This window comes from Bradyrhizobium sp. Kon10, assembly GCF_055807395.1.
In genome coordinates, this window is record NZ_JBVVOZ010000013.1 from 104,427 (window position 1) to 124,352 (window position 19,926).

20 protein-coding genes and 1 pseudogene are annotated in these 19,926 nt (G+C 62.7%); 10 read left to right on the top strand and 11 right to left on the bottom strand.

The annotated features are described in order from the left end of the window. The first annotated feature begins 82 nt into the window (after window positions 1-82). The 4 genes from AC0L2O_RS19570 (at window position 83) to AC0L2O_RS19585 (ending at window position 3,422) form a co-directional block, all read left to right on the top strand. On the top strand, window positions 83-1,543 hold the full coding sequence (locus tag AC0L2O_RS19570) for a flavin-containing monooxygenase (protein WP_473370852.1): 1,461 nt from the start codon (window positions 83-85) through the stop codon (window positions 1,541-1,543). 194 nt (window positions 1,544-1,737) lie between these two features. After that, entirely contained in the window at window positions 1,738-1,893 is a 156-nt protein-coding gene (locus AC0L2O_RS19575) for a hypothetical protein (protein WP_369722577.1), read from the top strand. 129 nt (window positions 1,894-2,022) lie between these two features. Then, a complete protein-coding gene (locus tag AC0L2O_RS19580; protein ID WP_369722579.1) occupies window positions 2,023-2,952 on the top strand; it encodes an aspartyl/asparaginyl beta-hydroxylase domain-containing protein in 930 nt (309 codons plus the stop codon). After that, the gene (locus AC0L2O_RS19585) at window positions 2,952-3,422 is read left to right on the top strand and encodes a YybH family protein (RefSeq protein WP_369722580.1); all 471 of its coding nucleotides are present in this window, start codon (window positions 2,952-2,954) and stop codon (window positions 3,420-3,422) included. The genes AC0L2O_RS19580 and AC0L2O_RS19585 overlap by 1 nt, the downstream gene beginning before the upstream one ends. Before the next feature lie 77 nt (window positions 3,423-3,499). Here the strand turns inward: AC0L2O_RS19585 and AC0L2O_RS19590 are convergent, their stop codons facing one another. The 3 genes from AC0L2O_RS19590 to galE all read right to left on the bottom strand — a co-directional run bounded on the left by AC0L2O_RS19590 (window position 3,500) and on the right by galE (window position 7,171). Continuing rightward, window positions 3,500-4,201, bottom strand: coding sequence for a fumarylacetoacetate hydrolase family protein (locus tag AC0L2O_RS19590; RefSeq protein ID WP_473370853.1), 702 nt, complete (start codon window positions 4,199-4,201; stop codon window positions 3,500-3,502). A gap of 35 nt (window positions 4,202-4,236) precedes the next feature. Further along, entirely contained in the window at window positions 4,237-6,039 is a 1,803-nt protein-coding gene (locus AC0L2O_RS19595) for an ABC transporter ATP-binding protein (RefSeq protein ID WP_369722582.1), read from the bottom strand. 118 nt (window positions 6,040-6,157) lie between these two features. After that, on the bottom strand, window positions 6,158-7,171 hold the full coding sequence (galE, locus tag AC0L2O_RS19600) for a UDP-glucose 4-epimerase GalE (protein ID WP_369722583.1): 1,014 nt from the start codon (window positions 7,169-7,171) through the stop codon (window positions 6,158-6,160). Between the two features lie 127 nt (window positions 7,172-7,298). On the opposite strand from galE, the gene AC0L2O_RS19605 reads away from it, so the two are divergent. The 3 genes and pseudogenes from AC0L2O_RS19605 to AC0L2O_RS19615 all read left to right on the top strand — a co-directional run bounded on the left by AC0L2O_RS19605 (window position 7,299) and on the right by AC0L2O_RS19615 (window position 9,565). Continuing rightward, a complete protein-coding gene (locus tag AC0L2O_RS19605) occupies window positions 7,299-8,336 on the top strand; it encodes a glycosyltransferase family 4 protein (RefSeq protein ID WP_473370854.1) in 1,038 nt (345 codons plus the stop codon). A 271-nt stretch (window positions 8,337-8,607) separates the two neighbouring features. Next, window positions 8,608-8,772 (top strand): annotated as a pseudogene (locus AC0L2O_RS19610) (DUF1236 domain-containing protein); the annotation flags it as partial. Window positions 8,773-9,034: 262 nt separating this feature from the next. Then, window positions 9,035-9,565 (top strand): ester cyclase, encoded by a 531-nt coding sequence (locus AC0L2O_RS19615; protein ID WP_473370855.1) that lies wholly within the window; start codon window positions 9,035-9,037, stop codon window positions 9,563-9,565. Window positions 9,566-10,140: 575 nt separating this feature from the next. Here AC0L2O_RS19615 and AC0L2O_RS19620 read toward each other — a convergent pair. The 4 genes from AC0L2O_RS19620 to AC0L2O_RS19635 all read right to left on the bottom strand — a co-directional run bounded on the left by AC0L2O_RS19620 (window position 10,141) and on the right by AC0L2O_RS19635 (window position 13,182). Then, complete coding sequence (locus AC0L2O_RS19620) at window positions 10,141-10,668, bottom strand: hypothetical protein (RefSeq protein WP_473370856.1); 528 nt, start codon at window positions 10,666-10,668, stop codon at window positions 10,141-10,143. Window positions 10,669-10,787: 119 nt separating this feature from the next. After that, window positions 10,788-11,282, bottom strand: coding sequence for a DUF302 domain-containing protein (locus AC0L2O_RS19625; protein WP_473370857.1), 495 nt, complete (start codon window positions 11,280-11,282; stop codon window positions 10,788-10,790). A gap of 61 nt (window positions 11,283-11,343) precedes the next feature. After that, complete coding sequence (locus AC0L2O_RS19630) at window positions 11,344-12,219, bottom strand: alpha/beta fold hydrolase (protein ID WP_473370858.1); 876 nt, start codon at window positions 12,217-12,219, stop codon at window positions 11,344-11,346. A gap of 192 nt (window positions 12,220-12,411) precedes the next feature. After that, window positions 12,412-13,182 carry an alpha/beta fold hydrolase gene (locus AC0L2O_RS19635; protein ID WP_473370911.1) on the bottom strand — a complete coding sequence of 257 codons (771 nt, stop codon included), beginning with the start codon at window positions 13,180-13,182 and terminating at the stop codon, window positions 12,412-12,414. A 214-nt stretch (window positions 13,183-13,396) separates the two neighbouring features. On the opposite strand from AC0L2O_RS19635, the gene AC0L2O_RS19640 reads away from it, so the two are divergent. Together AC0L2O_RS19640 and AC0L2O_RS19645 are read left to right on the top strand one after the other, a co-directional pair. Beyond that, a complete protein-coding gene (locus AC0L2O_RS19640; RefSeq protein WP_369722590.1) occupies window positions 13,397-14,353 on the top strand; it encodes an AraC family transcriptional regulator in 957 nt (318 codons plus the stop codon). A 220-nt stretch (window positions 14,354-14,573) separates the two neighbouring features. Then, entirely contained in the window at window positions 14,574-14,888 is a 315-nt protein-coding gene (locus AC0L2O_RS19645; protein ID WP_473370859.1) for a hypothetical protein, read from the top strand. Window positions 14,889-15,088: 200 nt separating this feature from the next. Here AC0L2O_RS19645 and AC0L2O_RS19650 read toward each other — a convergent pair whose 3' ends face one another. From AC0L2O_RS19650 to waaF, 4 genes are all read right to left on the bottom strand, one after another. Next, complete coding sequence (locus tag AC0L2O_RS19650) at window positions 15,089-15,892, bottom strand: enoyl-CoA hydratase/isomerase family protein (RefSeq protein WP_369722593.1); 804 nt, start codon at window positions 15,890-15,892, stop codon at window positions 15,089-15,091. A gap of 40 nt (window positions 15,893-15,932) precedes the next feature. Next, a complete protein-coding gene (locus tag AC0L2O_RS19655) occupies window positions 15,933-16,925 on the bottom strand; it encodes an NADP-dependent oxidoreductase (protein WP_369722594.1) in 993 nt (330 codons plus the stop codon). Between the two features lie 203 nt (window positions 16,926-17,128). Continuing rightward, entirely contained in the window at window positions 17,129-17,569 is a 441-nt protein-coding gene (locus AC0L2O_RS19660; RefSeq protein WP_369722595.1) for a winged helix-turn-helix transcriptional regulator, read from the bottom strand. 149 nt (window positions 17,570-17,718) lie between these two features. Next, entirely contained in the window at window positions 17,719-18,777 is a 1,059-nt protein-coding gene (gene waaF, locus AC0L2O_RS19665) for a lipopolysaccharide heptosyltransferase II (protein ID WP_473370860.1), read from the bottom strand. A 158-nt stretch (window positions 18,778-18,935) separates the two neighbouring features. On the opposite strand from waaF, the gene rfaD reads away from it, so the two are divergent. Further along, window positions 18,936-19,916, top strand: a complete 981-nt coding sequence (rfaD, locus tag AC0L2O_RS19670; protein WP_473370861.1) for an ADP-glyceromanno-heptose 6-epimerase — start codon at window positions 18,936-18,938, stop codon at window positions 19,914-19,916. Window positions 19,917-19,926 lie beyond the last annotated feature (10 nt).

Genomic DNA, 19,926 nt, shown 5'->3' on the forward strand with positions numbered 1-19,926 from the left:
CTGCGTGCGCGTGTGGCCGGAGCCGATTGCTAGTTGACGGGCGCTGCCGCCGGTCGGACAATCCTCGACGGCGGAGAAAATCATGTCCCAAGACCATTTCGACGTGCTGATCGTCGGTGCCGGCCTGTCCGGTATCGGCGCGGGTTATCACTTGCAGAGCAAGTGCCCGACGAAGAGCTACGTCATTGTCGAGGGCCGCGATTGCATCGGCGGCACCTGGGATCTGTTTCGCTATCCCGGTATCCGCTCCGACAGCGACATGTTCACGCTGGGCTATTCCTTCAAGCCGTGGACCGATCCGAAAGCGATCGCCGACGGCGCGCAGATCCTGAACTACGTGCGCGAGACCGCGGCCGAGAACGATATCGAGAAGCACATCCGCTTCCGCCACCGCGTCAGGCGCGCGGCGTGGTCGACGAGCGAGGCGCGCTGGACCGTCGAGGCCGAGCGCATTGCCGGTGATGGCGCAACCGAGTTCGTGCGCTTGACCTGCAATTTCCTGTTCATGTGCGCCGGCTACTACAAATACGAAGCTGGCTACACGCCGGAGTTCAAGGGCGCTGAGGATTTCGCCGGTTGCATCGTGCATCCGCAAAAATGGACCGATGACATCGACTATTCGGGCAAGCGCGTGGTCGTAATCGGCTCCGGCGCGACCGCGGTCACGCTGGTGCCAGAGCTCGCCAAGAAGGCGGCGCAGGTGACAATGCTCCAGCGTTCGCCGACCTATGTGGTGTCGCGGCCCGCGCAGGATCCCGTCGCCAACAAATTGCGCCGCAACCTGCCGACGCGGCTTGCCTATCACGTCATCCGCTGGCGCAACGTGCTGTGGGGAATGTTTTTCTTCCAGCTCAGCCGGCGCAAGCCCGCCAAGGTCAAGGACCTGATCCTCAAGGGCGTGCAGACGGCGCTCGGTCCCGATTACGATGTCGCGACGCATTTTACGCCGCGCTACAATCCATGGGATCAGCGGCTGTGCCTCGTGCCGGATGGCGATCTGTTCAAAGCCATCCGCGAACAGCGCGCCGCGGTCGTGACCAACGAGATCGATACGTTCACGCAGAGGGGAATCCGCCTCAAGGACGGTCGCGAGCTGGAGGCGGACATCGTCGTCACCGCCACCGGTCTGGTGCTGCAAGTCGTCGGCGGGCTCGAGGTCAGCGTCGACGGCCGCGCCGTCGATTTCGCCAACACGCTGACCTACAAGGGGATGATGTATGCCGACGTGCCGAACATGGCCTCGGCCTTCGGCTATACCAATGCGTCCTGGACGCTGAAATGCGATCTCACCTGCGAATATGTCTGCCGGCTGATCAACTACATGGACCGGCATAATTTCCGGCAGTGCATGCCGCACAATGACGATCCGACCATCACCGCGCAGCCGTCGCTCGATTTCAGCTCGGGCTATGTGCAGCGCTCGGTCGCTAAGATGCCGAAGCAAGGCTCGAAGCGGCCGTGGCGGCTTTACCAGAACTACGCCTTCGATATCGTCTCGCTGCGCTTCGGCCGGATCGACGACGGTGTGATGCAGTATTCCTGATCACTGCCATCATGTGAGCATTGGGGCGCGCTGAGCGGCTGGGACCGGTACCGCGCTGCAACCACAAATACGTTGTTCTGCGTATTCGGGCCTCCAGGCTGAATCGGCCATCCTGCCCAAACGGTTAACGCCGGATTAACCGGTGAGTCCTAGGCTGTCTCGGCCGGGTTACTCGCGAGGCCGAGGTGAGCCCAATGGAAGCCCAGAAGATCGCGGTCGACGCCGTCGTGGCGCTGACCGATTGCGACCGCGACGCCGTCATCGCCTTCATCCGCCGGCTCTATATGGCCGGCGTCACCGACCCCAAGCGCCTGACCTTCAAGGGTCTTCAGGCGCTGTCACGGGCTTGATCCGGCTGGTTTCGGCGCTCAGTTCCCTCGTTTTGCTCCCCCGCGTGAACGCAACGGTGCGGTGAATATCTTGCCGCTGCGGCTATGTCGGAGTAGATCACGTCCCCGGTTCACTCGGGAACTGGGGAAATGCTGAAACAGCTTTTTGCGCCGCAACTCGTCATTCTCTATGTGCTGGCGGCATCGACGATTTACGTTCACTTCCGGGGCAAGCAGCGGCTGCGCTTCGCGCGCCAGCTCGGCGACCACTCGACCTATCTCGCCCCCTACAACGTGCTGATGTATGCGGGCTCGGCGGTGCCGAACAGGCCGGTCATTGCGGTCGAGAACTTCCCCGAATTGAAACCGCTCAGCGACAACTGGGAAACCATTCGCGACGAGGCGGTGCGCCTGTTCGACGAGGGCTTCATTCGCGCGGCTGCGAAGAACAATGACTGGGGCTTCTATTCCTTCTTCAAGAGCGGCTGGAAGCGCTTTTACCTGAAATGGTACGACGACTTCCTGCCCTCCGCGCGCACCTTGTGCCCGAAGACGGTGCAACTGCTCAACTCGATTCCGAGCGTCCACGGCGCGATGTTCGCGATGCTGCCGCCGGGCGGCAAGCTGGGTGCGCATCGCGATCCCTTCGCGGGCTCGCTGCGTTATCACCTCGGGCTGGTCACGCCGAACTCGAACAAATGCCGCATCCTCGTCGACGGAGTCGAATGCGTCTGGCGCGACGGCGAGGCCTTCATGTTCGACGAGACCTTCATCCACAGCGCCGAGAATGCGACCGACGTCAACCGCATCATTCTGTTTTGCGACGTCGAGCGTCCGATGAAGTACGGCTTCATGACCGCGATCAACCGCTGGGTCAGTCACCACATCGTCAAGGCGTCGGCAACCCAGAACGTCGACGGCGAGAGCGTCGGTGTGCTCAACAAGGTGTTCGGCAAGCTCTACGAGATCCATCTTGCGAGCCGCAAGGTCAAGGAATGGAATCGCAGCGTGTACTACACGCTGAAATATTCGCTGACGGCCCTGATCCTCGGCCTCATCGTGGTGTCGGCGTTGCGGTGATGGAGCAGATAGCCGCGCCTTTGCCGGCCGCGAATGCCGAGATTGCGCAGTTCTTCCACGTGTGGCTGGAAACCTTCGCGGGCTATGTCCGCGAGGTCGACTACGCCGCGGCGCGACCGCTGTTCCATCCGGATGTGCTTGCCTTCGGTACGCATAACGACGTCATCCCCGGTCTGGACCAATGGGTTGCCACGCAATGGAACAACGTCTGGCCAAAGACGACCGACTTCCGATTCGTGCTCGAGCAGACCGCGATTCTGACCTCACCCGATGGCGCGATGACGACGGTGGTCGCGCCATGGACGAGCACGGGTTATCATCCCGACGGCACCCCGTTTCCGCGTCCCGGCCGTGCGACGATGGTGTTTTCGCGACATGGCGATGGCTGGCTGTGTATCCATTCGCACATGTCGCTCAATCGCGGTGTGCCGCAGACAAGCCATGCCGATCGGCCGGTGAAGGCCTGGTAGATCGGGATCGTCGGCAATCGAAATGAAAAGGCCCCGGACATGCCCGGGGCCTTCCGATTTCCACTCGCTGAAATAAGCTACTCGGGCTGGCCGATCGACACTTTCAGCGAGCCGACTCCGTCGACGCCGCATTCGAGCTTGTCGCCGGGCTGGAGCTGCGACACGCCAGCCGGCGTGCCCGTCATGATGATGTCGCCAGCGGCGAGCTTCACCTGCTGCGAGAGCTGCCAGATAATTTCAGGCACGTTCCAGATCAACTCGGTGAGGTCGCCCTTCTGGGCTTCCTTGCCATTGACTGTGAGCCAGATACTGCCTTTGGCGGGATGGCCGATCTTCGATGCCGGCTGCACCGCGGAGCAGGGCGCGGAATAGTCAAACGACTTGCCGACCTCCCACGGACGTTCCTTCTTGCGCGAGGCGATCTGGAGGTCGCGGCGGGTCAAGTCGATGCCGACAGCATAGCCGTAGACATGGTCCAGCGCCTTGTCGGCCGGAATGTTCAGCCCGCCGCTCTTCATCGCGACGATCAGCTCGACCTCGTGATGCAAATCCTTGGTCAGCGGCGGATAGGGGATGGTGGCGCCATCGGGCACCAGCATGTCGGCGTGCTTGGCGAAGAAGAACGGCGGCGCGCGCTCGTCATTGCCCATCTCGCGGATGTGTTCGAGATAGTTACGACCGACGCACCAGATGCGGCGCACCGGATAGCGGCCGGGCTCTCCGACGACGGGAAGCGACGGCTGCGACGGAGGCGGGATGACGTAGGAGGCGGCGTTCATGAAGCGGTCTCGCTGCTCTTGGGGTGAAACGAACTCTATGCGGTTGCGCTGATCGGCGCCAGAGCGCCGGCGTCGTGATGTTGCAGCCGGAAGAACGAGGCGTAGCGTCCCGAGCGGCGCAACAGCTCGTCGTGCCGGCCCTGCTCGATGATCTCGCCGCCCTCGACCACCAGGATCGCATCCGCGTGCATGATGGTGTGCAGGCGATGCGCGATCACGATGGTGGTGCGGTTCTGGCACAGATGCTCGATCGCCTCCTGCACCTGCTTCTCGGACTCGGAGTCGAGCGCGGCGGTGGCTTCGTCAAGCAGGATGATCGGCGCGTTCTTGATCAGCGCGCGCGCGACCGCGATGCGCTGGCGCTGGCCGCCCGAGAGTTGCGTGCCGTGCTCCCCGACGGGTGTGTCGTAGCCGAGCGGGAAGCTCATGATGAAATCATGCGCGCAGGCCGCCTTCGCGGCATCGGTGATTTGCTGTTCTGTCGCGCCCGGCCTGCCGAAGGCGATGTTGCTGCGAATAGTGTCGCGGAACAGATAGACGTCCTGGCCGACATAGGCGGTCTGCTCGCGCAACGACTTCCGCGAGATCGCGCCGATCGACTGACCGTCGATCACGATCGCTCCTTGCGTCACCTCGTAGAAGCGCAGCAGTAGCGCCAGCACGGTCGACTTGCCGCCGCCGGACGGGCCCACCAGCGCGGTGACCTTGCCCGGCTCGGCAACAAAGCTCATGTGGTTGAGCACGGTCTCGCCGGAGCGATAGCAGAAGCTGACGTCGCGCAGCTCGATCTTCGCTTCAGAGAGCTTCAGCGCCGGCTTGTCGTCGTCGGAATGCTCGCTCGCCGGACTGTCGACGACCTCGAGCAGCATGCGCGCGCCGACGAGCTGGCTGTTGAGATCGATATTGAGCCGCGCCAGCCGCTTGGCTGGCTCGGTCGCCATCAGGAAGGCGGTCATGAAGGAGAAGAACTGGCCGGGTGTGGCACCGAGCGCGACCACGCTGTAGCCGCCATAGAGCAGGCAGCCGGCCACCGCGAAGCCGCCGAGCATCTCCATCAGTGGATTGGAGCGGTTGGCGACGCGGGCCATCTTGTTTGCGTTGCGCTCGACGATCGCGATGTTCTCGTCGATGCGGTTCTGCATCGTCTCTTCGAGCGTGAACGCCTTGACCGTGCGGATGCCCTGGAGCGATTCCTGCATCGTCTCCATGATGTCGGCGGTGCCGGTGAACTGGTTGAAGGCGAGGCCCTTGATGCGCTTGACCAGCTTGCGCAGCACCAGCATCGCCGGCGGCACCGCGACGAGGCCGATGAACGACATCAGCGGATCCTGCCAAACCATCACGCCGATCATGGCGAGGAGCATCATGAGGTCGCGCCCGATGGCGTTGACCAGCATGTTGAGAACGTCGGTGATGGACTTTGCGCCGGCCGTCAGCCGCGCCAGGAATTCAGAGGAGTGCCGCTCGGAGAAGAAGCCGATGCTCTCGCGCATCAGCTTGGTGAAGAGCTGGCGCTGGTTGGTGGCGAGGATGGCGTTACTGATCTTGGTCAGGATCACCATGTGGCCGTAGGTCGCCACGCCCTTGACGAAGAGCAGGATGACCGTGACGCCCGAGAGCATCGCGATGCCCGGGATGTTCTTGTCGACATAGGCCTGGTTGATGACCTGGCCGAGGACGTAGGTCGCGGCCGCGGTCGATCCGGCAGCGAGCGCCATCAGCGCGAAGGCGACGAGGTAGCGCCGCCAGTAGACGAACCCTTGTTCCGTGACCAGGCGGCGAATCAGGACCGCTGCCGCGTAGGGATCGTCGGTGATTTTCTTTGGAAACTGCGCCATCCGGTGTCCATTGACGGCGCAGGGAAACGCCTGCCCGCGCGTCAGGGATCGAACGGCCTCTGTGCCCGCTAAAGCCACGGTTTTCAAGCCCAATTAGGGGCTTGCGTCCGGATGGAATCTAGGCCGAGGCGGCGTGGCGGAGTTCGCCATGGGACTCCCGGAACAGCTTGTCCTCCCAGGCCAGCGCATGCGCTGCAATGGTCTCGAGGTCGTCGTATTGCGGCCTCCAGTCGAGCAGGCCGCGGATCCGGCTGGTATCGGCGACCATGGTCATGATGTCGCCGGGGCGACGCGGAGCGTATTGCACGGCGAAGCTGCGGCCCGATACCCGCCGCACCGCATCGATCGTCTCCAGCACCGAATAGCCCCGGCCGTAGCCGCAATTCAGCGTCGTCGAGGCGCCGCCATTGCGCAGATAAGCAAGCGCCGAGCGATGGGCCTGCGAAAGGTCCGTGACGTGGATGAAGTCGCGGATGCAGCTTCCGTCCGGAGTCGGGTAGTCGGTGCCGTACACGTCGATCTTGGCGCGCTGGCCGGTCGCGGCTTCAACCGCGATCTTGAGCAGATGCGTCGCGCCGACGGTGGCGAGCCCGATACGCGCCTGCGGATCGGCACCCGCAACGTTGAAATAGCGCAGCACGACATATTGCATGCCGTAGGCGGCGGCGACGTCGTGCAGCATGATCTCGGTCATCAGCTTCGACGAGCCGTAGGGCGACAGCGGCCGCGTCGGTGCATGCTCGGGCACCGGCACCTGGTCCGGGTCGCCGTAGACAGCCGCGGTCGAGGAAAAGATGAAGCGGTCGATGCCGCGCTTGACTGCGACGTTGAGCAGGCTGCGTGCGGTCATGAAGTTGTTGCGGTAATAGCCAAGCGGATCGCGCATCGATTCCGGCACGACGACCGAGCCGGCGAAATGGATGATGCTCTCGATGTCGTGCTGGGCGATCACGCCTTCGACCAGGTTCTCGTCGCCGGCGTCTCCAATGAACAGCGGCACGCCTTCGGGCAGACAGGTGGAGAAACCGGTGGAGAGATCGTCGATGACGACGACGTCCTCGCCGGCTTCCGCCAGCGCAAGGACCGTGTGACTTCCGACATAACCGGCGCCGCCGGTGACTAGCACAGTCATGCTCTCACCCGTCTTCCAATCGATGCTGTAAGCTAACGTTTACGTGGTGAAGAGGGGGTATCGGCGCCGCTGAACTGGTCACTATGCTTAATGTTGAGTATAGGGGACTTCCGAAACGGAGCGTGACGTGGCGAACTTCCCCGGTGATCTCCAGGTGATCGTGCCAAATCTGCACAGGCGCTATTCCGGGGTCACCGCGACCAACCGGATGGTGGCGCCGCGGCTGGCGAAGCTCTATCGCGCGGCGTGGTTCGGCTCCGACGCCCCGGAGGGGATCGCGCGGCTGAGCACAGCCGATTTCCTGAAGCTATGGCGCCGCAAGGCGCCGCTGATCTGGCACGCGCGCCGCAACAACGAGATGATCGCAGGCGTGGTGCTGCGCGCGCTCGGCTGGCCGCTCAAGCTCGTCTTCACCTCGGCGGCGCAGCGGCACCATAGCTGGATCACGCGCTGGCTGATCCGGCGCATGGATGCGATCATCGCGACCTCGGAGATCTCGGCGTCGTTCCTGAAGGTGAAGGCGACCGTGATCCCGCACGGCGTCGACACCGAAATCTACGCGCCGCCAGCGGATCGCACGGCTGCCTTCGCGGAAGCCGCGCTGCCGGGCGCTTACGCGATCGGCTGCTTCGGCCGGGTGCGTGCGCAGAAGGGCACGGACGTGTTCGTGGACGCGATGTGCCGGCTGTTGCCGCGTTATCCCGATTTCACCGCTGTCATCGTCGGGCAGGTCACGGCGGAGCAGACCGCCTTTGCGAATGATCTCAAGAAGCGCATCGAGGCTGCCAACCTGCAATCGCGCATCGTCATCACCGGCGAGCTGCCGATCGAACACGTGCAGCGCTGGTATCAGCGGCTGACGATCTACGCCTTCACGTCGCGCAACGAAGGCTTCGGCCTGACGCTGATCGAGGCGATGGCGGCGGGCAGCGCGCTCGTCGCAGCGCGCGCCGGTGCAGCCGAGCTCGCGGTCGAGGATGGCGTGACTGGCGTGCTGATCCCCACTGGTGATGCTGATGCGCTCGTTGCGGCGCTGGAGCCGCTGATGCGCAATCCCGCCGCCGCGCTCGCCATGGGGATGCGTGGACGGGCACGGGTGCTTGCGCAGTTCAGCCTCGATGCCGAAGCGGCGCGGATCGGCGAGGTCTACCGGCCGCTGCTCTGAGCCAGTGCCGGCGCGTGGTCGCGAACAAAAACCGCGAAAACAACCCCATGCACAGTAGACGGTGACTGCGAAATCAATGGTTTGAGCGGCGGCGCGATGTCTTTGCGGATTTTTCGAAATCAATTTGACGCGTCGGGCAAAACACCTGTAGAAGTAGATCGTCGCAAGTTCGCATCGCGCCGGCCGCGGCCTATAGGTGGAGGCCGCGCCGTCATCGCAGCGATCGCCAACCGATCTCGGCTCCAATTCCATCTAGTCCCGCGGCTCACTGATCCGCACCGGCGAGCGCGTGCCGGAGGGCGTGGAGGTCGAGAGCTTCCCCGAGGAGGTCTATCCCGAGGCGCCGACCTTGCGCGAGTACCGCTACATCAACCGCGACAGCCACACCTATATCGTGGAGCCGCAGGAGCGTCGCATCATCGAAGAGATCGATTGATCCTGCCCGCGAAGGAGAACGAAGGGCCGCTCTCGCAGCGGCCCTTTTTAATGTCGTTCCGGGAAATTAGGACACGTTCGGTTCCGGTATAGGAACACCGTGCTATTGCGGATTCCTCAGCTCCGTTGGAGGAGTCAGGATTGCTCCTGCCGGGGCTGCGATTTCATTCCGAGCAAATTTTTCCGGCGGGGGTCGCGCGAATGCGGCCCTTTTTTATTTCACAGTCGCGGAGGTCTCGCGCGCGAAGATGTGAGCCCGACAAATGGCAGGTTACAAATTAGCGGACACAGATGACGACAGTGGCGGTTTTGTCGGATTCTCGGCGGCCGGTGTAAGCTCGGCGCCATCCAAAGGGAGCCTGACAATGACAAGGCGGGAGATGCTTGTGCTGATCGAGCGCTTGCACGACATCTGGAGCACGGGCGATACCCGGTCGATCCACGAGGTGTATGCCGAAAGCTTCGTCGCCCACATGCCGAAGGGTTGGGGGCCGGCCCCATCCCGTGACGGACACGACGGTATCCGACAGGCAATCGAGCGGCTCCGTTCCGGCTTTCCGGACTGGCGCGAGCACATTGACGACATTGTCATAGATGAAGACAGAGTGGCCGTTCGATATCACTCTACGGGCACTCATCTCGGTGCGTTCGCGGGCATGCCCGCCAGCTGTCGTCGTGTTGAGGTCGATGAATTGTCGATCTTCCGAATCAAGGAAGGACGCGTTGTGGAGCAATGGTGCCTCAACGACGACCTTGCCTTCGGAAAGCAGATTCGAGGCGAACCTCTCAGCTAACCGAGGGCTGCTGTCCGCCATTCTCAACATTCAGTGTACGAATCCCGTCACGGCCCCGGGGTTTGGGCGAATGGCTGGCTGTGCTCAGGCAGCGTGAGCGACGTTCTGAGGACGCCAGTTCCAAGGCAGAAGTTCGTGAATACGCTTTGCGGGGTGGTCCGGCAAGCGGGCGGGCACGTCGGCCACCAAGCCTGCGCATCAATGTCGTCGAGCTTGGCACTGGCAATCCTGGGTGTAGATCGAATTTCGCCAAGGGCCTGTAGAATGAAAGAGGCCGCCCAACCTGGCGGCCTCACTTATTTGCGGAGGCGCGGTCTGTCGTGCTGGTTCCCTGTTATAGTGAATTGTGGCAATCGGAGATGGTCCGGAGATCGTCGAATGTGGACGTGGACATTTGTCGTCGTTTCCCTGGCTTCGATACCGCTTGCAACCCATATGGCTCATGTCCGCGACAGGTCGCCCCGAGCCTGGTTCTGGATAGCCGCCGTCGCTGGCCCGTTGGCGCCCTTGGCGCTCCTTGCTCTTGGCCAAGGCAAGCATCCCGCGCCAGCGAACTAGGTGTGGTGGCCTCGCGCCTAACCTTTCACGGCGGGTACGGGCGGCACCGGCAGAATGATTTCGGAAGCGACCTTCCAGTCCTTCCCGACGCGAAGCCAATTGATGATCATAAGAAACGGCTTGGCTGTTCCATCCTGTCCCGCATAAGAGACCGTGATGTTCATCGGCACGTAGGACTCGGCGACGTCGCGCGTCAGGCCGACAACCTTGAGCTTCGAATAATCGGGATCGAGCACGACCGGACCGGAGCCGCCGATATCATGCAGCTTTTGATCAATCGCCTCGTTGCCCCAATAACCGGCCCAGTTGCCCTCGGACTGGATCGCGCTCTTAGCCACCAATAAGGTCGAGGGCGATTGCCAGAACATCTCATGCAGAGCCTTGAAATCGTGCTTGTTGGCAAATTCCATCAGCCTGCCGAACTCCGACTTGATGGTACCAAGGGTCGTAGAATCGAGCGGCTCCTCCTTGACAGCGGAAGCAGCCCCGACAGTGCCCGTGGAAAGCGCCATGGCGGTGAGAGTGGTAAGAAGTATCTTGTACATGCGGGAATTCGCTTCCAGGTCGGTGGCTATGGGTCTGGTTCAGATCACAACGATGCCAGTCACTTTGCGCGATGGAGATGAGACACTCACTTCCATCGGCCGAGCACGGCTTCAGGACGTTAACTTGTACATTCGCGTAGCAGAGTTACGATTTTCGCATCGAGAGTTCGGGCGACGGCGAGGGCTTCCGAACTGCCGTAATGCAGCAGGTAACTCTCCATTTTGTCATAAGAGACGTGAACGCTATCGGGACGCTCATCAATGAGGACCGTGACTGGCGCGTAAGATCCAGCATCGGGCACGTGCCTGACCATTTCTTTCATGATAAGCGGATTGCCGACCACAAGCCGTATGATCTTAGGCGTCTTGGATCCCGTTTCGCGACGCAAGATGTCGCCCAAGTCGAACTCCGCGAAGAGCATAAGGTCGGTGCGGCCCACGCCGCTTTGGACAATGCGCTCAAAATCCGGGAAGGATTTTGCTGCCCTCGTCGCCCTAAAAAATTCGGCAATGTCAGGCTGACCGACCGCCGACTTGAGCGCAGCCACGACAGCGTCGAAAGGTTTTGAACTCGTGAGGCTGAAGCGCTCAACTTCGATTTTTTGGATTGTCATCTTATCTTCCGTCCCAACGCTCATGATTGAAGTGGCTCGATCGCATCAGAAGTATCGGGGATCACGCAACCGAGGGCCGAGCGTCCAGGAAAGTCCGGACGTGGCTGACGAAGATCTCGTGGTGCTGAAACAGGGCGCCGTGCCCTGAATCGGGATAGAGGACCAGTTGAGCGTTGCTTAGTTCCCTAGACATCGCGTAGGCATTGCTCGCGGGCAGCATGGTGTCGTCGCTGCCGCTGACCACAAGAGCCGGCTGGCGGATGGCGCGAAGAATGGCGTGCCCGGGATCCGGCGTGGCGCACCAGGTGATCAGCGCTCTAGCTTGCGGATCGGTCACTGCGCTGCCGTTATCGGTGTCCCGATCGTCCTTACGCACCTTCGTCCGCTTCAGGAATGCCAGGCCGGACAACCGGCTGGCGGACGAATTCGTGAAGAAAAGCGGCAGGCGGGGGTCCGGCGCATCGGTTTGAGAGAACGCCTGCTGCAGAACCGCTAACAGGTGTTCCTCTCCGCCTTTCGGGGCGGTACCGACGAGTATGAGCTTGCGGACAAGCCGTTCGTGCTCGGCGGCGATCTCTTGGGCAACGCAGCCGCCGAGAGAAAAGCCCAGCAGGTCGACTTCAGAAACGCCGAGTAGGTTGATGAAGGCTACTGCATCTCTCGCCATCGCTGCGATATTGTCAGGCGTTTGGCCGGTCGAGCGACCGACCCCGGCGTTGTCGAATGCGATTACAGGGCGATCGGTGGCGAGAGCGTTGACGACGGCGGGATCCCACGCATCGATGTTGCCCGAGAAGTGCTGCAGGAGAACCAGCGGAGTTCCGGTCGCGGGGCCGAGACGGCGATAGGCGAAGCGGATTCCGTGGCCTTCGATGTAACGGGTTCGCGCCGTTTCGAGTGTGGGACCGTCCTGGTTCGCGATGTCGAGTTGAGTCATATCGTACTCCGAATGCTTGGCATGAAATGATCGAGCGGGTGACCCGCGAGCGCGGCGAGCGAGGCATTCCTCTAGGATGCCACTGGCGCTTCTGCGCCTTTGCCGGGTTTGCGCCATCGCGGTCTGAGGCGTTCTGCATTCCTCTGAGCGAGCGTGCGCGCTCCCGGCGCGAAAGCGCCGGGAGCGGTACAGTCACCTCGCGAGCGCCGCCTTTTCGATGACCTCAGCGACTTGCTTCGCATGGACAACGAGCGAGGCATGGCTGCCGGTGACTTCCGTCGTCTGAGCATGGATCCTGGCTGCGAACGACTTCTGGGCCTCGGGCGCGAGGACTTTGTCCTTCGTGCTGATGACGTAGAAATTCGGCTTGTGATGCCAAGCCGCAATGTCGACAGGGGCTTCGAATGCAACGTGGTTCAGCGGAAGTTGCGAGGTGGCCAGATGCGCGGCGATCTCCGGGGGAAGGTCGGCCGCCACCGCGGAAGGAAACACCTTCGGGTCGATGTAGAGGTTGCCCTTGTCGTCGGGATGAATAGCGTTGCCGCCTTCGGTCGGCGGGCCGGCTTTGGACAGCGACGCCAGAGACTCTCCGACGTCGGGCGCGAACGCGGAGACATAAACCAGCGCCGAAACCTTGGGATCGTTCCCTGCTTGCGTGATGACGATCCCACCCCATGAGTGGCCGACCAGAACGGTCCTGCCGTCCTGCTTCGCGAGCGCCTGCTTGGTGGCATCAACGTCTGCGGCGAGCGAAGTGAGCGGATTTTCGACGAGCGTGACGTGGTAGCCTTTTTTCGTAAGAATATCGGCAACGGGCTGCCAGCTCGTCTGGTCAACGAAAGCGCCGTGCACGAGCACGATATTGTGGGCTGCTCCCTTGGGCAGTTCGGCGGAGTGGACGGAGCCGGCCAATGTCGTGCCGGCCAGCAGTACGGTGGCGGCGGAGAGGAGGATATTTCGCATTGATTGTTCCTGTTGGTATGTCGGACGAACACGGTCCGGGGAAATGGACAGGCGTTTCCAGCAAGGTCGCGGTTCTTCCATCTGCCGTTGGCGAAATGGTTGCCGCACGTCACGTCGGCCCGCCGTGGCATGACCTATTCCGCGGACCTCTCGGACGATAGGGACCAATCGTCCGGATCTTGTGTCCGATCGTCCACTGCTCTAGTCTCGGTGGATGGATATACTCACCCAGGTGCTCGATCGGGTTCGTCTCGGCGGGACGCTGCTCTTTCATTTCGAGCTCGGCCATCCCTGGCATCTTGAATTGCCGGCGCGCCCCTACGCCCTGTTTCACTATCTCAGCCAGGGTTCGGCGACCCTCGCGCTCGAACAGGGAGAGGAAATCCAGATCACCGGGGGCGATTTTGTCGTGATCACACGTGGCGAGCCCCATGTGTTTTATTCGGATCGCCGGGCCGAGCCTTTGCGCATCGTGGATATCGAACGGTCGTCGCCACGCCTCGGCTTCCTTCGCCACGGCAACGGTGCAAAACCGCTCTCGACCATGCTCTGCGGCAATTTTACGGTGTCGCGGCCGATGTTTGGCAGCGTGCTGGAGTTGCTTCCACCCGTGCTCTTGCTGAAGCCGACCTCGGACCGTGGTTGGCTCGAAGCCATCCTGCGCCGCATGATGAGCGAGTCCGCGCTCGAGCGTCCTGGCCAAGGCGTCGCGCTTTCACGACTGACGGAAGTGCTGTTTGTCGAGGTGCTCCGAAGCTGGATCGCGTCTCTCAGTCCCGGACAAGGCGGCTGGATCGGGGCCATTTCTGACCCCCATATCGGACCGGCGCTGAAGCTGATTCACAAAAGTCCGGAGCAGCTTTGGACGCTGAGCGATCTTGGCCGTCGCGTCGGGCTCGGCCGCTCGGCATTTTCGGCGCGCTTCAGCAGGCTCGTCGGCCAGCCCATGCAACGTTATGTGATCGAACGCCGGATGGCGGAGGCGGCGTTCCTGCTGGAAACCAGCGACGAGCCCATCGCACGCATCGCCAGCCGGGTTGGTTACGAGACAGCGGCGGCCTTTTCAAAGCTGTTTCACCGGCATCACGGACTGTCGCCCGGCCGATACCGGGCCGCTCGACGACTTGATGGAAGTCGCCCGCAACCGAACAGTTCGGCAGTACAAGCATAGCCGACCTTCGGCGTCTTTTCCGGTTCGGTCGCTGTCGGGTTCAATCTGGAGATGCGCGGCGACTTCACCGAGCCTGGCCCGCGATCCAACCTCGTCAAACTCACCCGTGAGACGTGCGACCAGGCTTCATTTCCAATTTGTAATCGATCATTGGTGAACCAATGCAGTCGTCGGACGCAACTGAGATTTGTGACCATCGATATTCAGTGGAGAATTTCCGATGAAGCGTCTCGTTCTTGCGGCGATATTGTTGATGAGCGCTTTAGTCGGTGCCCAAGCCGACTCAGAGTATGCGAACACCCAAAAACAGTGGCGCGGGGATGATGCCCTCCATGCCGATGCACAATATTGCGATCAGCGCTTCGGAGTGGTGCTGGACGGCGCCGCAACTTCAGCCGCCTATAAGAAATGTATGCTCGGCCGGGGTTGGCGGTACAGGCGCTCCACCCACCCACAGACCTGGATTGATCCCGAAACTGGTGACACCTGCCACGACATCCTTGGCGGGCTTGGCTCGTCTTGCGGGAATTTCTAGTGAGGTCCCGCAACACGAGTGACCCAACGCAGGCTTGCGGATGGTCCCGCAACCCCGCTCGCAAGGGCAATTTGTCCTGGCGCGCGGGTGCGGTCGGTGTCAAAGCAAAGCGGATATCACACCGATTTATGAGTACGCGCCCCAGGACACGAGGGATCAATACGGAGCCCCGAGTGGCTGCGGGAGGGTCGCCATGTCGCCTAAAGATTACCGACTTCGCGGCCGAGGTTCAGCTCAAAGTCGCCGGCGCTTCCTATGCCTCGCGCGCGCAGCTTCGGCATGCGCTCGGCTGCGCCTGGCCAGCGGAACGTGGTGAAGAAGGTGTCCTGCGTCGCCTGCAGCTGAGCGGGGTCCGGCAGGCCGTGCTGGTTGATGGTCGCTTTGCAGGTGCTCAGCGCCTGTTTGTCGAACGACAGGATGCGCCCCACGAAATTCGCGACGAACTCATCGAGGTGGGCTTCGGGGATGGCGCGGTTGATCCAGCCGTATCGTTCGGCGGTCTCGGCATCGAAATCGTCGCTCCCGAGGATGATCTCCATCGCGCGCGAGCGGCCCACCAGGATCGGCAGGCGTTGAAGCGCCCCGCCGCCTGGGATGAGGCCGCATCCGACCTCAGGCTGGCCAAAGATCGCCTTTTCCTTGCTGGCGAAGCGCATGTCGCAGGCCAGGGTGAACTCGCTCCCACCGCCGCGCGCCCGGCCGCGGATCACCGCAACGCTGAGGACGTTGCTATGAGCCAGCTTGGTGGCCGGTTCGATCCAGCGTGGCGCGCCGAACCGGCTGCGGGGCTCGGCCGTGCTGTAGTGAGCGATGAAGAAGTCCGGGTTGGCGCTCTCGAAGGTCACGACCTTCAGCGCATCGTCCGCGTCGATCTCCTCCACCAAATCGTAGAACTCGTCGTAGGTGCGATCATCGATCGCGTTGATCGGCGGGTTGTTGAAGGTCACGCGCCAATAGCCCGGCGTGGACTTGTCGATGCTGATCCTGGTGGGGATGTCGCTCATGGTTGCCTCCGTTCCATGGACTTGTTGAGTGAGCCTTGCGTCAGGGGACGATGACGAGCTTCCCGCGCGTATGTCCGCCGGCTAGAATCTCGTAGGCGGCAGCGAGCTGATCGAAGCCATAGGTCGCGCTCACGGAGGCGCGGATGGCGCCGGTGTCGATCAGGGCCGCGATCTCCGCCAGTTGAGCGCCGTCCGGCCGGGTGAGGGGGCCATGGAACTCCGCCTTGCGGGCGGCGGCGCGCGCGATGAACGGTCGAATGGCCGCCGAAGCTTGCTCGGCCACCGGAGGCGGGAAGCCGATTTCGCGATAGCTCTGGGCATCGGCGGTGCGCACCAGGCCGACATAGCGGCCGCCCTCGCGCAGGGTGTCGATGCCACGCTCGATCAGCGGACCGCACACACCGTCGTAGACGACGTCGAATGGGCCGGCAGCCTCGAAGCTTTCGGTCGTGTAGTCGATCGTGCGGTCCGCTCCGAGCCCAGCCATGAACGCCTGGCTGTCCGGTCCGCCCGTCGCAACGACGTAGGCCCCCAGGTGCTTCGCGAGCTGGATGGCGAAGGCGCCGACGCCGCCCGCGCCTGCCTGGATCAAGATCCTTTCGCCGGCCTTGAGCTGCGCGCGCTCCACAAATGCCTGCCAGGTGGTCAAGGCGACCGTCGGCAGGCTCGCCGCCTCCTCGAAGGAAAGGGTGCGCGGCTTGTGCGCCAGGAGACTGAGTGGAACGGCTGCGCGGTCGGCATAGGCGCCGGGACGCCGGTTGGGCAGGCGGGCGTAAACCTCGGCACCTGCCTTGAACGCCCCGCCCGAGGGCGCGGAGACAACAACGCCGGCGACGTCGTAGCCCAACACCTGCGGAAAGGTGAATGGAAAGGCGGCATGGAACAGACCCTGCCGCATGGCGATCTCGACGGGATTCGCACCGGCGGCCCGGACCTCGATCAACGCCTCGTCGGCGCCCGGGACAGGATCGATGACCTCCCCGTAGCCGACCACGGAATTGTCGCCATAGCCCGTGATGTACGCTGCCCGCATTTCATTCTCCTCGCGCTAGGTCGTCCGACCAATTAGTCTCATTATTGAACTTTTATGCGCTTGAATGAACGTTGGCAAGCCCCGTCGGGGCGCCGGCGTGAATGAGAGCGTTTTCGAGCGAAGTGAATGCCGATTCGCGTGAAGAACACGCGCCAAAACAAGACTTTAGAGCTTAGGTTCTGATTCACTCAGAACCGAAAAGCTCAGAGGTTGCCGGCCCGGGCCTTCGGCTTACCCGCGGCGCGCCGGCGCAAGCGAAGATCGGCAAGCGTGATCTCGCGCCCAAGGGAGGAGCGGACCTTTATCGGGTCCAGTTCGCTGCCGTCGACGCCGTCAAGCATTTGAATCGGGGGCGGATCGGGCCGGAACAGCCATCGGTCACCCCATTGGCGCAGTGCGATGATGGTCGCAAAGAGATCCTCGCCCATTTCGGTCAGAACATACTCGTGCCGCCGCGCTTCCTCGGCGATGGGCCGGCGTTCGAGAATGCCAGAGGCGACGAGTTTCTTCAGTCGGGCGGTCAGCAGGTTCCGCGACATCTCCAGCTCCTTCTGGAAATCGTCAAATCGGGTCGTGCCGCCAAAGGCCTGGCGCAGGATCATCAAACTGCCCCAGTCGCCGATGACGTCAACGGAGCGGGCCATGGGGCACTCGTACGAGGCCCAACTTTTCCGCTGCATGGACTGATCTCCTTCGCCGGTGTCGCCTGGGCAGGAATTAAAGTCCCATGCGACAACCGACAAGGTTGCCACAAACTCCTGCCGTCGTCTCTCCCACGGAGAGGGTGCCCCACCTAGGCCCCAGCCTCCCTCAACACCCGCTCCGCAATCGCCACCACCTCGCTTGCCGCGATATCCCGCATGCAGCGGTGGTCGTTCATCTTGCAGATCGTGCTCTGGCAGGGTTGGCAGGCGAGCACGCTCTTGTCCTGCACGACAGTGGCGGCGAGGCCGTTGAGGGGGGCCCAGAGATAGGGGCTGGTCGGGCCGAAAATGCCCATGGTGGGCGTCCCCAATGCGGCTGCGATATGCATCAGGCCGGAATCGTTGGAGATGGCGGCGCCGGCCGCGACCATGGCCAGCACGCCGTTGCGCAGGTCGGTGCCGGTGAGGTCGCGGACACCCGGGCCGCCTGCCGCGACGATATCCTGGGCGAGGCCCTTTTCCGCGGGGCCGCCGACCACCCAGACCTCCAGCCCGCGCTCGACCAGCAGCCGGGCGGCCTCCGGATAGGAGGTCCAGCGCTTCGAGACGCCGACCGAGCCGGGGGCGAGCGCCACGGCGGCGCCCGCACTCAAGCCGTTGGCCTGCCGCCAGCGGGCGATGTCCTCGGACGGGACCCGCAATTGCGGCACCGGCCATTCCGGCGGCAGCGGCGCGCCGTCGGGCTGGGCCAGCGCGGCGTTCTTGTCGATGAAGCGGGGAAGCTTCTTCTCCCCCCAGCGCCAGCGGTTGAGCAGGCCGAACCGGAACTCACCGACGAAGCCGACCCGCTCGGGGATGCCGGCCAGCGCCGGCGCGATGGCCGCCTTCCAGGTCCGGGGCAGCACCAGGGCGGTACCGTAGTTCCGCGCGCGCAGGAGCTTTGCCAGCCCGAACTGGCGGCCTACGGCAAGCTGGCTGCGCGGCAGGTCCCAGAGGATGCCCTCGCGCACGCCGGGCATATAATCGACCAGCGGGGCACATAGCGAGGTGGTCAGGAGATCGACCGGCCGATTCGGCCATCGCTCCTTCAGGACCCGCACGACGGTGTGATTCCGGACGAAATCGCCGATCCACATATAGGGGACGATCAGGATCGGGCGCGTGTCGCTCGGGTCCTCATTTCCGCCGAATTGCGAATCTTTGTTCATTCTTAGGGAGACCACGGGTGCTCTGATGTGGCGGTTCGGTTAGCTGCTCCGGGGCGCCGGGTAAAGCGGCGGCAGCGCCGATCCCAAAACCGCTTACACTTTGGCAGATCATGCGCTAGGGCAGAACCGGACCTTAAAACTCGGGCAGGGATGCTGGAATGTTGCTGGTGACCGGCGGGGCCGGTTTTATCGGATCGAATGTCGTGGCCGCGTTGAACGACGCCGGCCGCAGCGACGTCGTGGTCTGCGATCGCCTCGGTACCGACGGCAAGTGGCGCAATCTCGCCAAGCGACAGCTTGTGGATATCGTTCCGCCGGCTGAGTTGCTCGACTGGCTCAAGGGCCGCAAGCTCGATGCGGTCATCCATCTCGGCGCGATTTCCGAGACCACAGCCACCGACGGCGATCTCGTCATCGAGACCAATTTCCGCCTCTCGATGCGCCTGCTGGATTGGTGCACCGCCAATGCTGTGCCGCTGATCTACGCTTCGTCGGCGGCGACCTATGGCGACGGGACGGAAGGCTTCGACGACGATGCTTCGCTGCCTGCGCTGAAGCAACTGCGGCCGATGAACCTCTACGGATGGAGCAAGTATCTGTTCGATCTTACTGTTGCCGAGCGCGTCGCGAACGGCGACAAGCTGCCGCCGCAATGGGCTGGCTTGAAATTCTTCAACGTGTTCGGCCCGAACGAGTACCACAAGGGCGCGATGATGAGCGTGCTGGCGCGCCGCTTCGACGACGTCAAGGCGGGCCGTGTCGTGCAATTGTTCAAGTCGCACTGCGAAGGCATCGCCGACGGCGATCAGCGCCGCGATTTCATCTATGTCGACGACGTCGTGCGCGTGATCATGTGGCTGCTGGCAACGCCATCGGTCTCCGGCATCTTCAATGTCGGCACCGGCAAGGCCCGCAGCTTCAGGGACCTGATGCTGGCCGCCTATGCGGCGCTCGGCACCAGGCCCAACATCGACTACATCGACATGCCCGAACAGATCCGCGGCAGCTATCAGTACTTTACCCAGAGCAAGGTCGATCGTCTCCACCGCGCCGGCTATAATGGCGGCTTCACGACGCTGGAGGATGCGGTGAAGGCCTATGTCGGGGATTATCTCGACCGGCCCGATCGCTTCCGCTGAGGCCCTTTGA

Bases quoted from the DNA above. Each gene is read 5' to 3' on its own strand.
- AC0L2O_RS19580 (WP_369722579.1), top strand. From the start codon at position 2,023: ATGCTGAAACAGCTTTTTGCGCCGCAACTCGTCATTCTCTATGTGCTG.
- AC0L2O_RS19660 (WP_369722595.1), bottom strand. From the start codon at position 17,569: ATGGCCCGCTCCGTTGACGTCATCGGCGACTGGGGCAGTTTGATGATC.
- AC0L2O_RS19620 (WP_473370856.1), bottom strand. From the start codon at position 10,668: ATGTACAAGATACTTCTTACCACTCTCACCGCCATGGCGCTTTCCACG.
- AC0L2O_RS19615 (WP_473370855.1), top strand. From the start codon at position 9,035: ATGGCAGGTTACAAATTAGCGGACACAGATGACGACAGTGGCGGTTTT.
- AC0L2O_RS19570 (WP_473370852.1), top strand. From the start codon at position 83: ATGTCCCAAGACCATTTCGACGTGCTGATCGTCGGTGCCGGCCTGTCC.
- AC0L2O_RS19625 (WP_473370857.1), bottom strand. From the start codon at position 11,282: ATGACAATCCAAAAAATCGAAGTTGAGCGCTTCAGCCTCACGAGTTCA.
- AC0L2O_RS19595 (WP_369722582.1), bottom strand. From the start codon at position 6,039: ATGGCGCAGTTTCCAAAGAAAATCACCGACGATCCCTACGCGGCAGCG.
- rfaD (WP_473370861.1), top strand. From the start codon at position 18,936: ATGTTGCTGGTGACCGGCGGGGCCGGTTTTATCGGATCGAATGTCGTG.
- AC0L2O_RS19645 (WP_473370859.1), top strand. From the start codon at position 14,574: ATGAAGCGTCTCGTTCTTGCGGCGATATTGTTGATGAGCGCTTTAGTC.
- galE (WP_369722583.1), bottom strand. From the start codon at position 7,171: ATGACTGTGCTAGTCACCGGCGGCGCCGGTTATGTCGGAAGTCACACG.
- AC0L2O_RS19635 (WP_473370911.1), bottom strand. From the start codon at position 13,182: ATGCGAAATATCCTCCTCTCCGCCGCCACCGTACTGCTGGCCGGCACG.
- AC0L2O_RS19575 (WP_369722577.1), top strand. From the start codon at position 1,738: ATGGAAGCCCAGAAGATCGCGGTCGACGCCGTCGTGGCGCTGACCGAT.
- AC0L2O_RS19590 (WP_473370853.1), bottom strand. From the start codon at position 4,201: ATGAACGCCGCCTCCTACGTCATCCCGCCTCCGTCGCAGCCGTCGCTT.
- AC0L2O_RS19640 (WP_369722590.1), top strand. From the start codon at position 13,397: ATGGATATACTCACCCAGGTGCTCGATCGGGTTCGTCTCGGCGGGACG.
- AC0L2O_RS19650 (WP_369722593.1), bottom strand. From the start codon at position 15,892: ATGAGCGACATCCCCACCAGGATCAGCATCGACAAGTCCACGCCGGGC.
- AC0L2O_RS19585 (WP_369722580.1), top strand. From the start codon at position 2,952: ATGGAGCAGATAGCCGCGCCTTTGCCGGCCGCGAATGCCGAGATTGCG.
- AC0L2O_RS19630 (WP_473370858.1), bottom strand. From the start codon at position 12,219: ATGACTCAACTCGACATCGCGAACCAGGACGGTCCCACACTCGAAACG.
- waaF (WP_473370860.1), bottom strand. From the start codon at position 18,777: ATGAACAAAGATTCGCAATTCGGCGGAAATGAGGACCCGAGCGACACG.
- AC0L2O_RS19655 (WP_369722594.1), bottom strand. From the start codon at position 16,925: ATGCGGGCAGCGTACATCACGGGCTATGGCGACAATTCCGTGGTCGGC.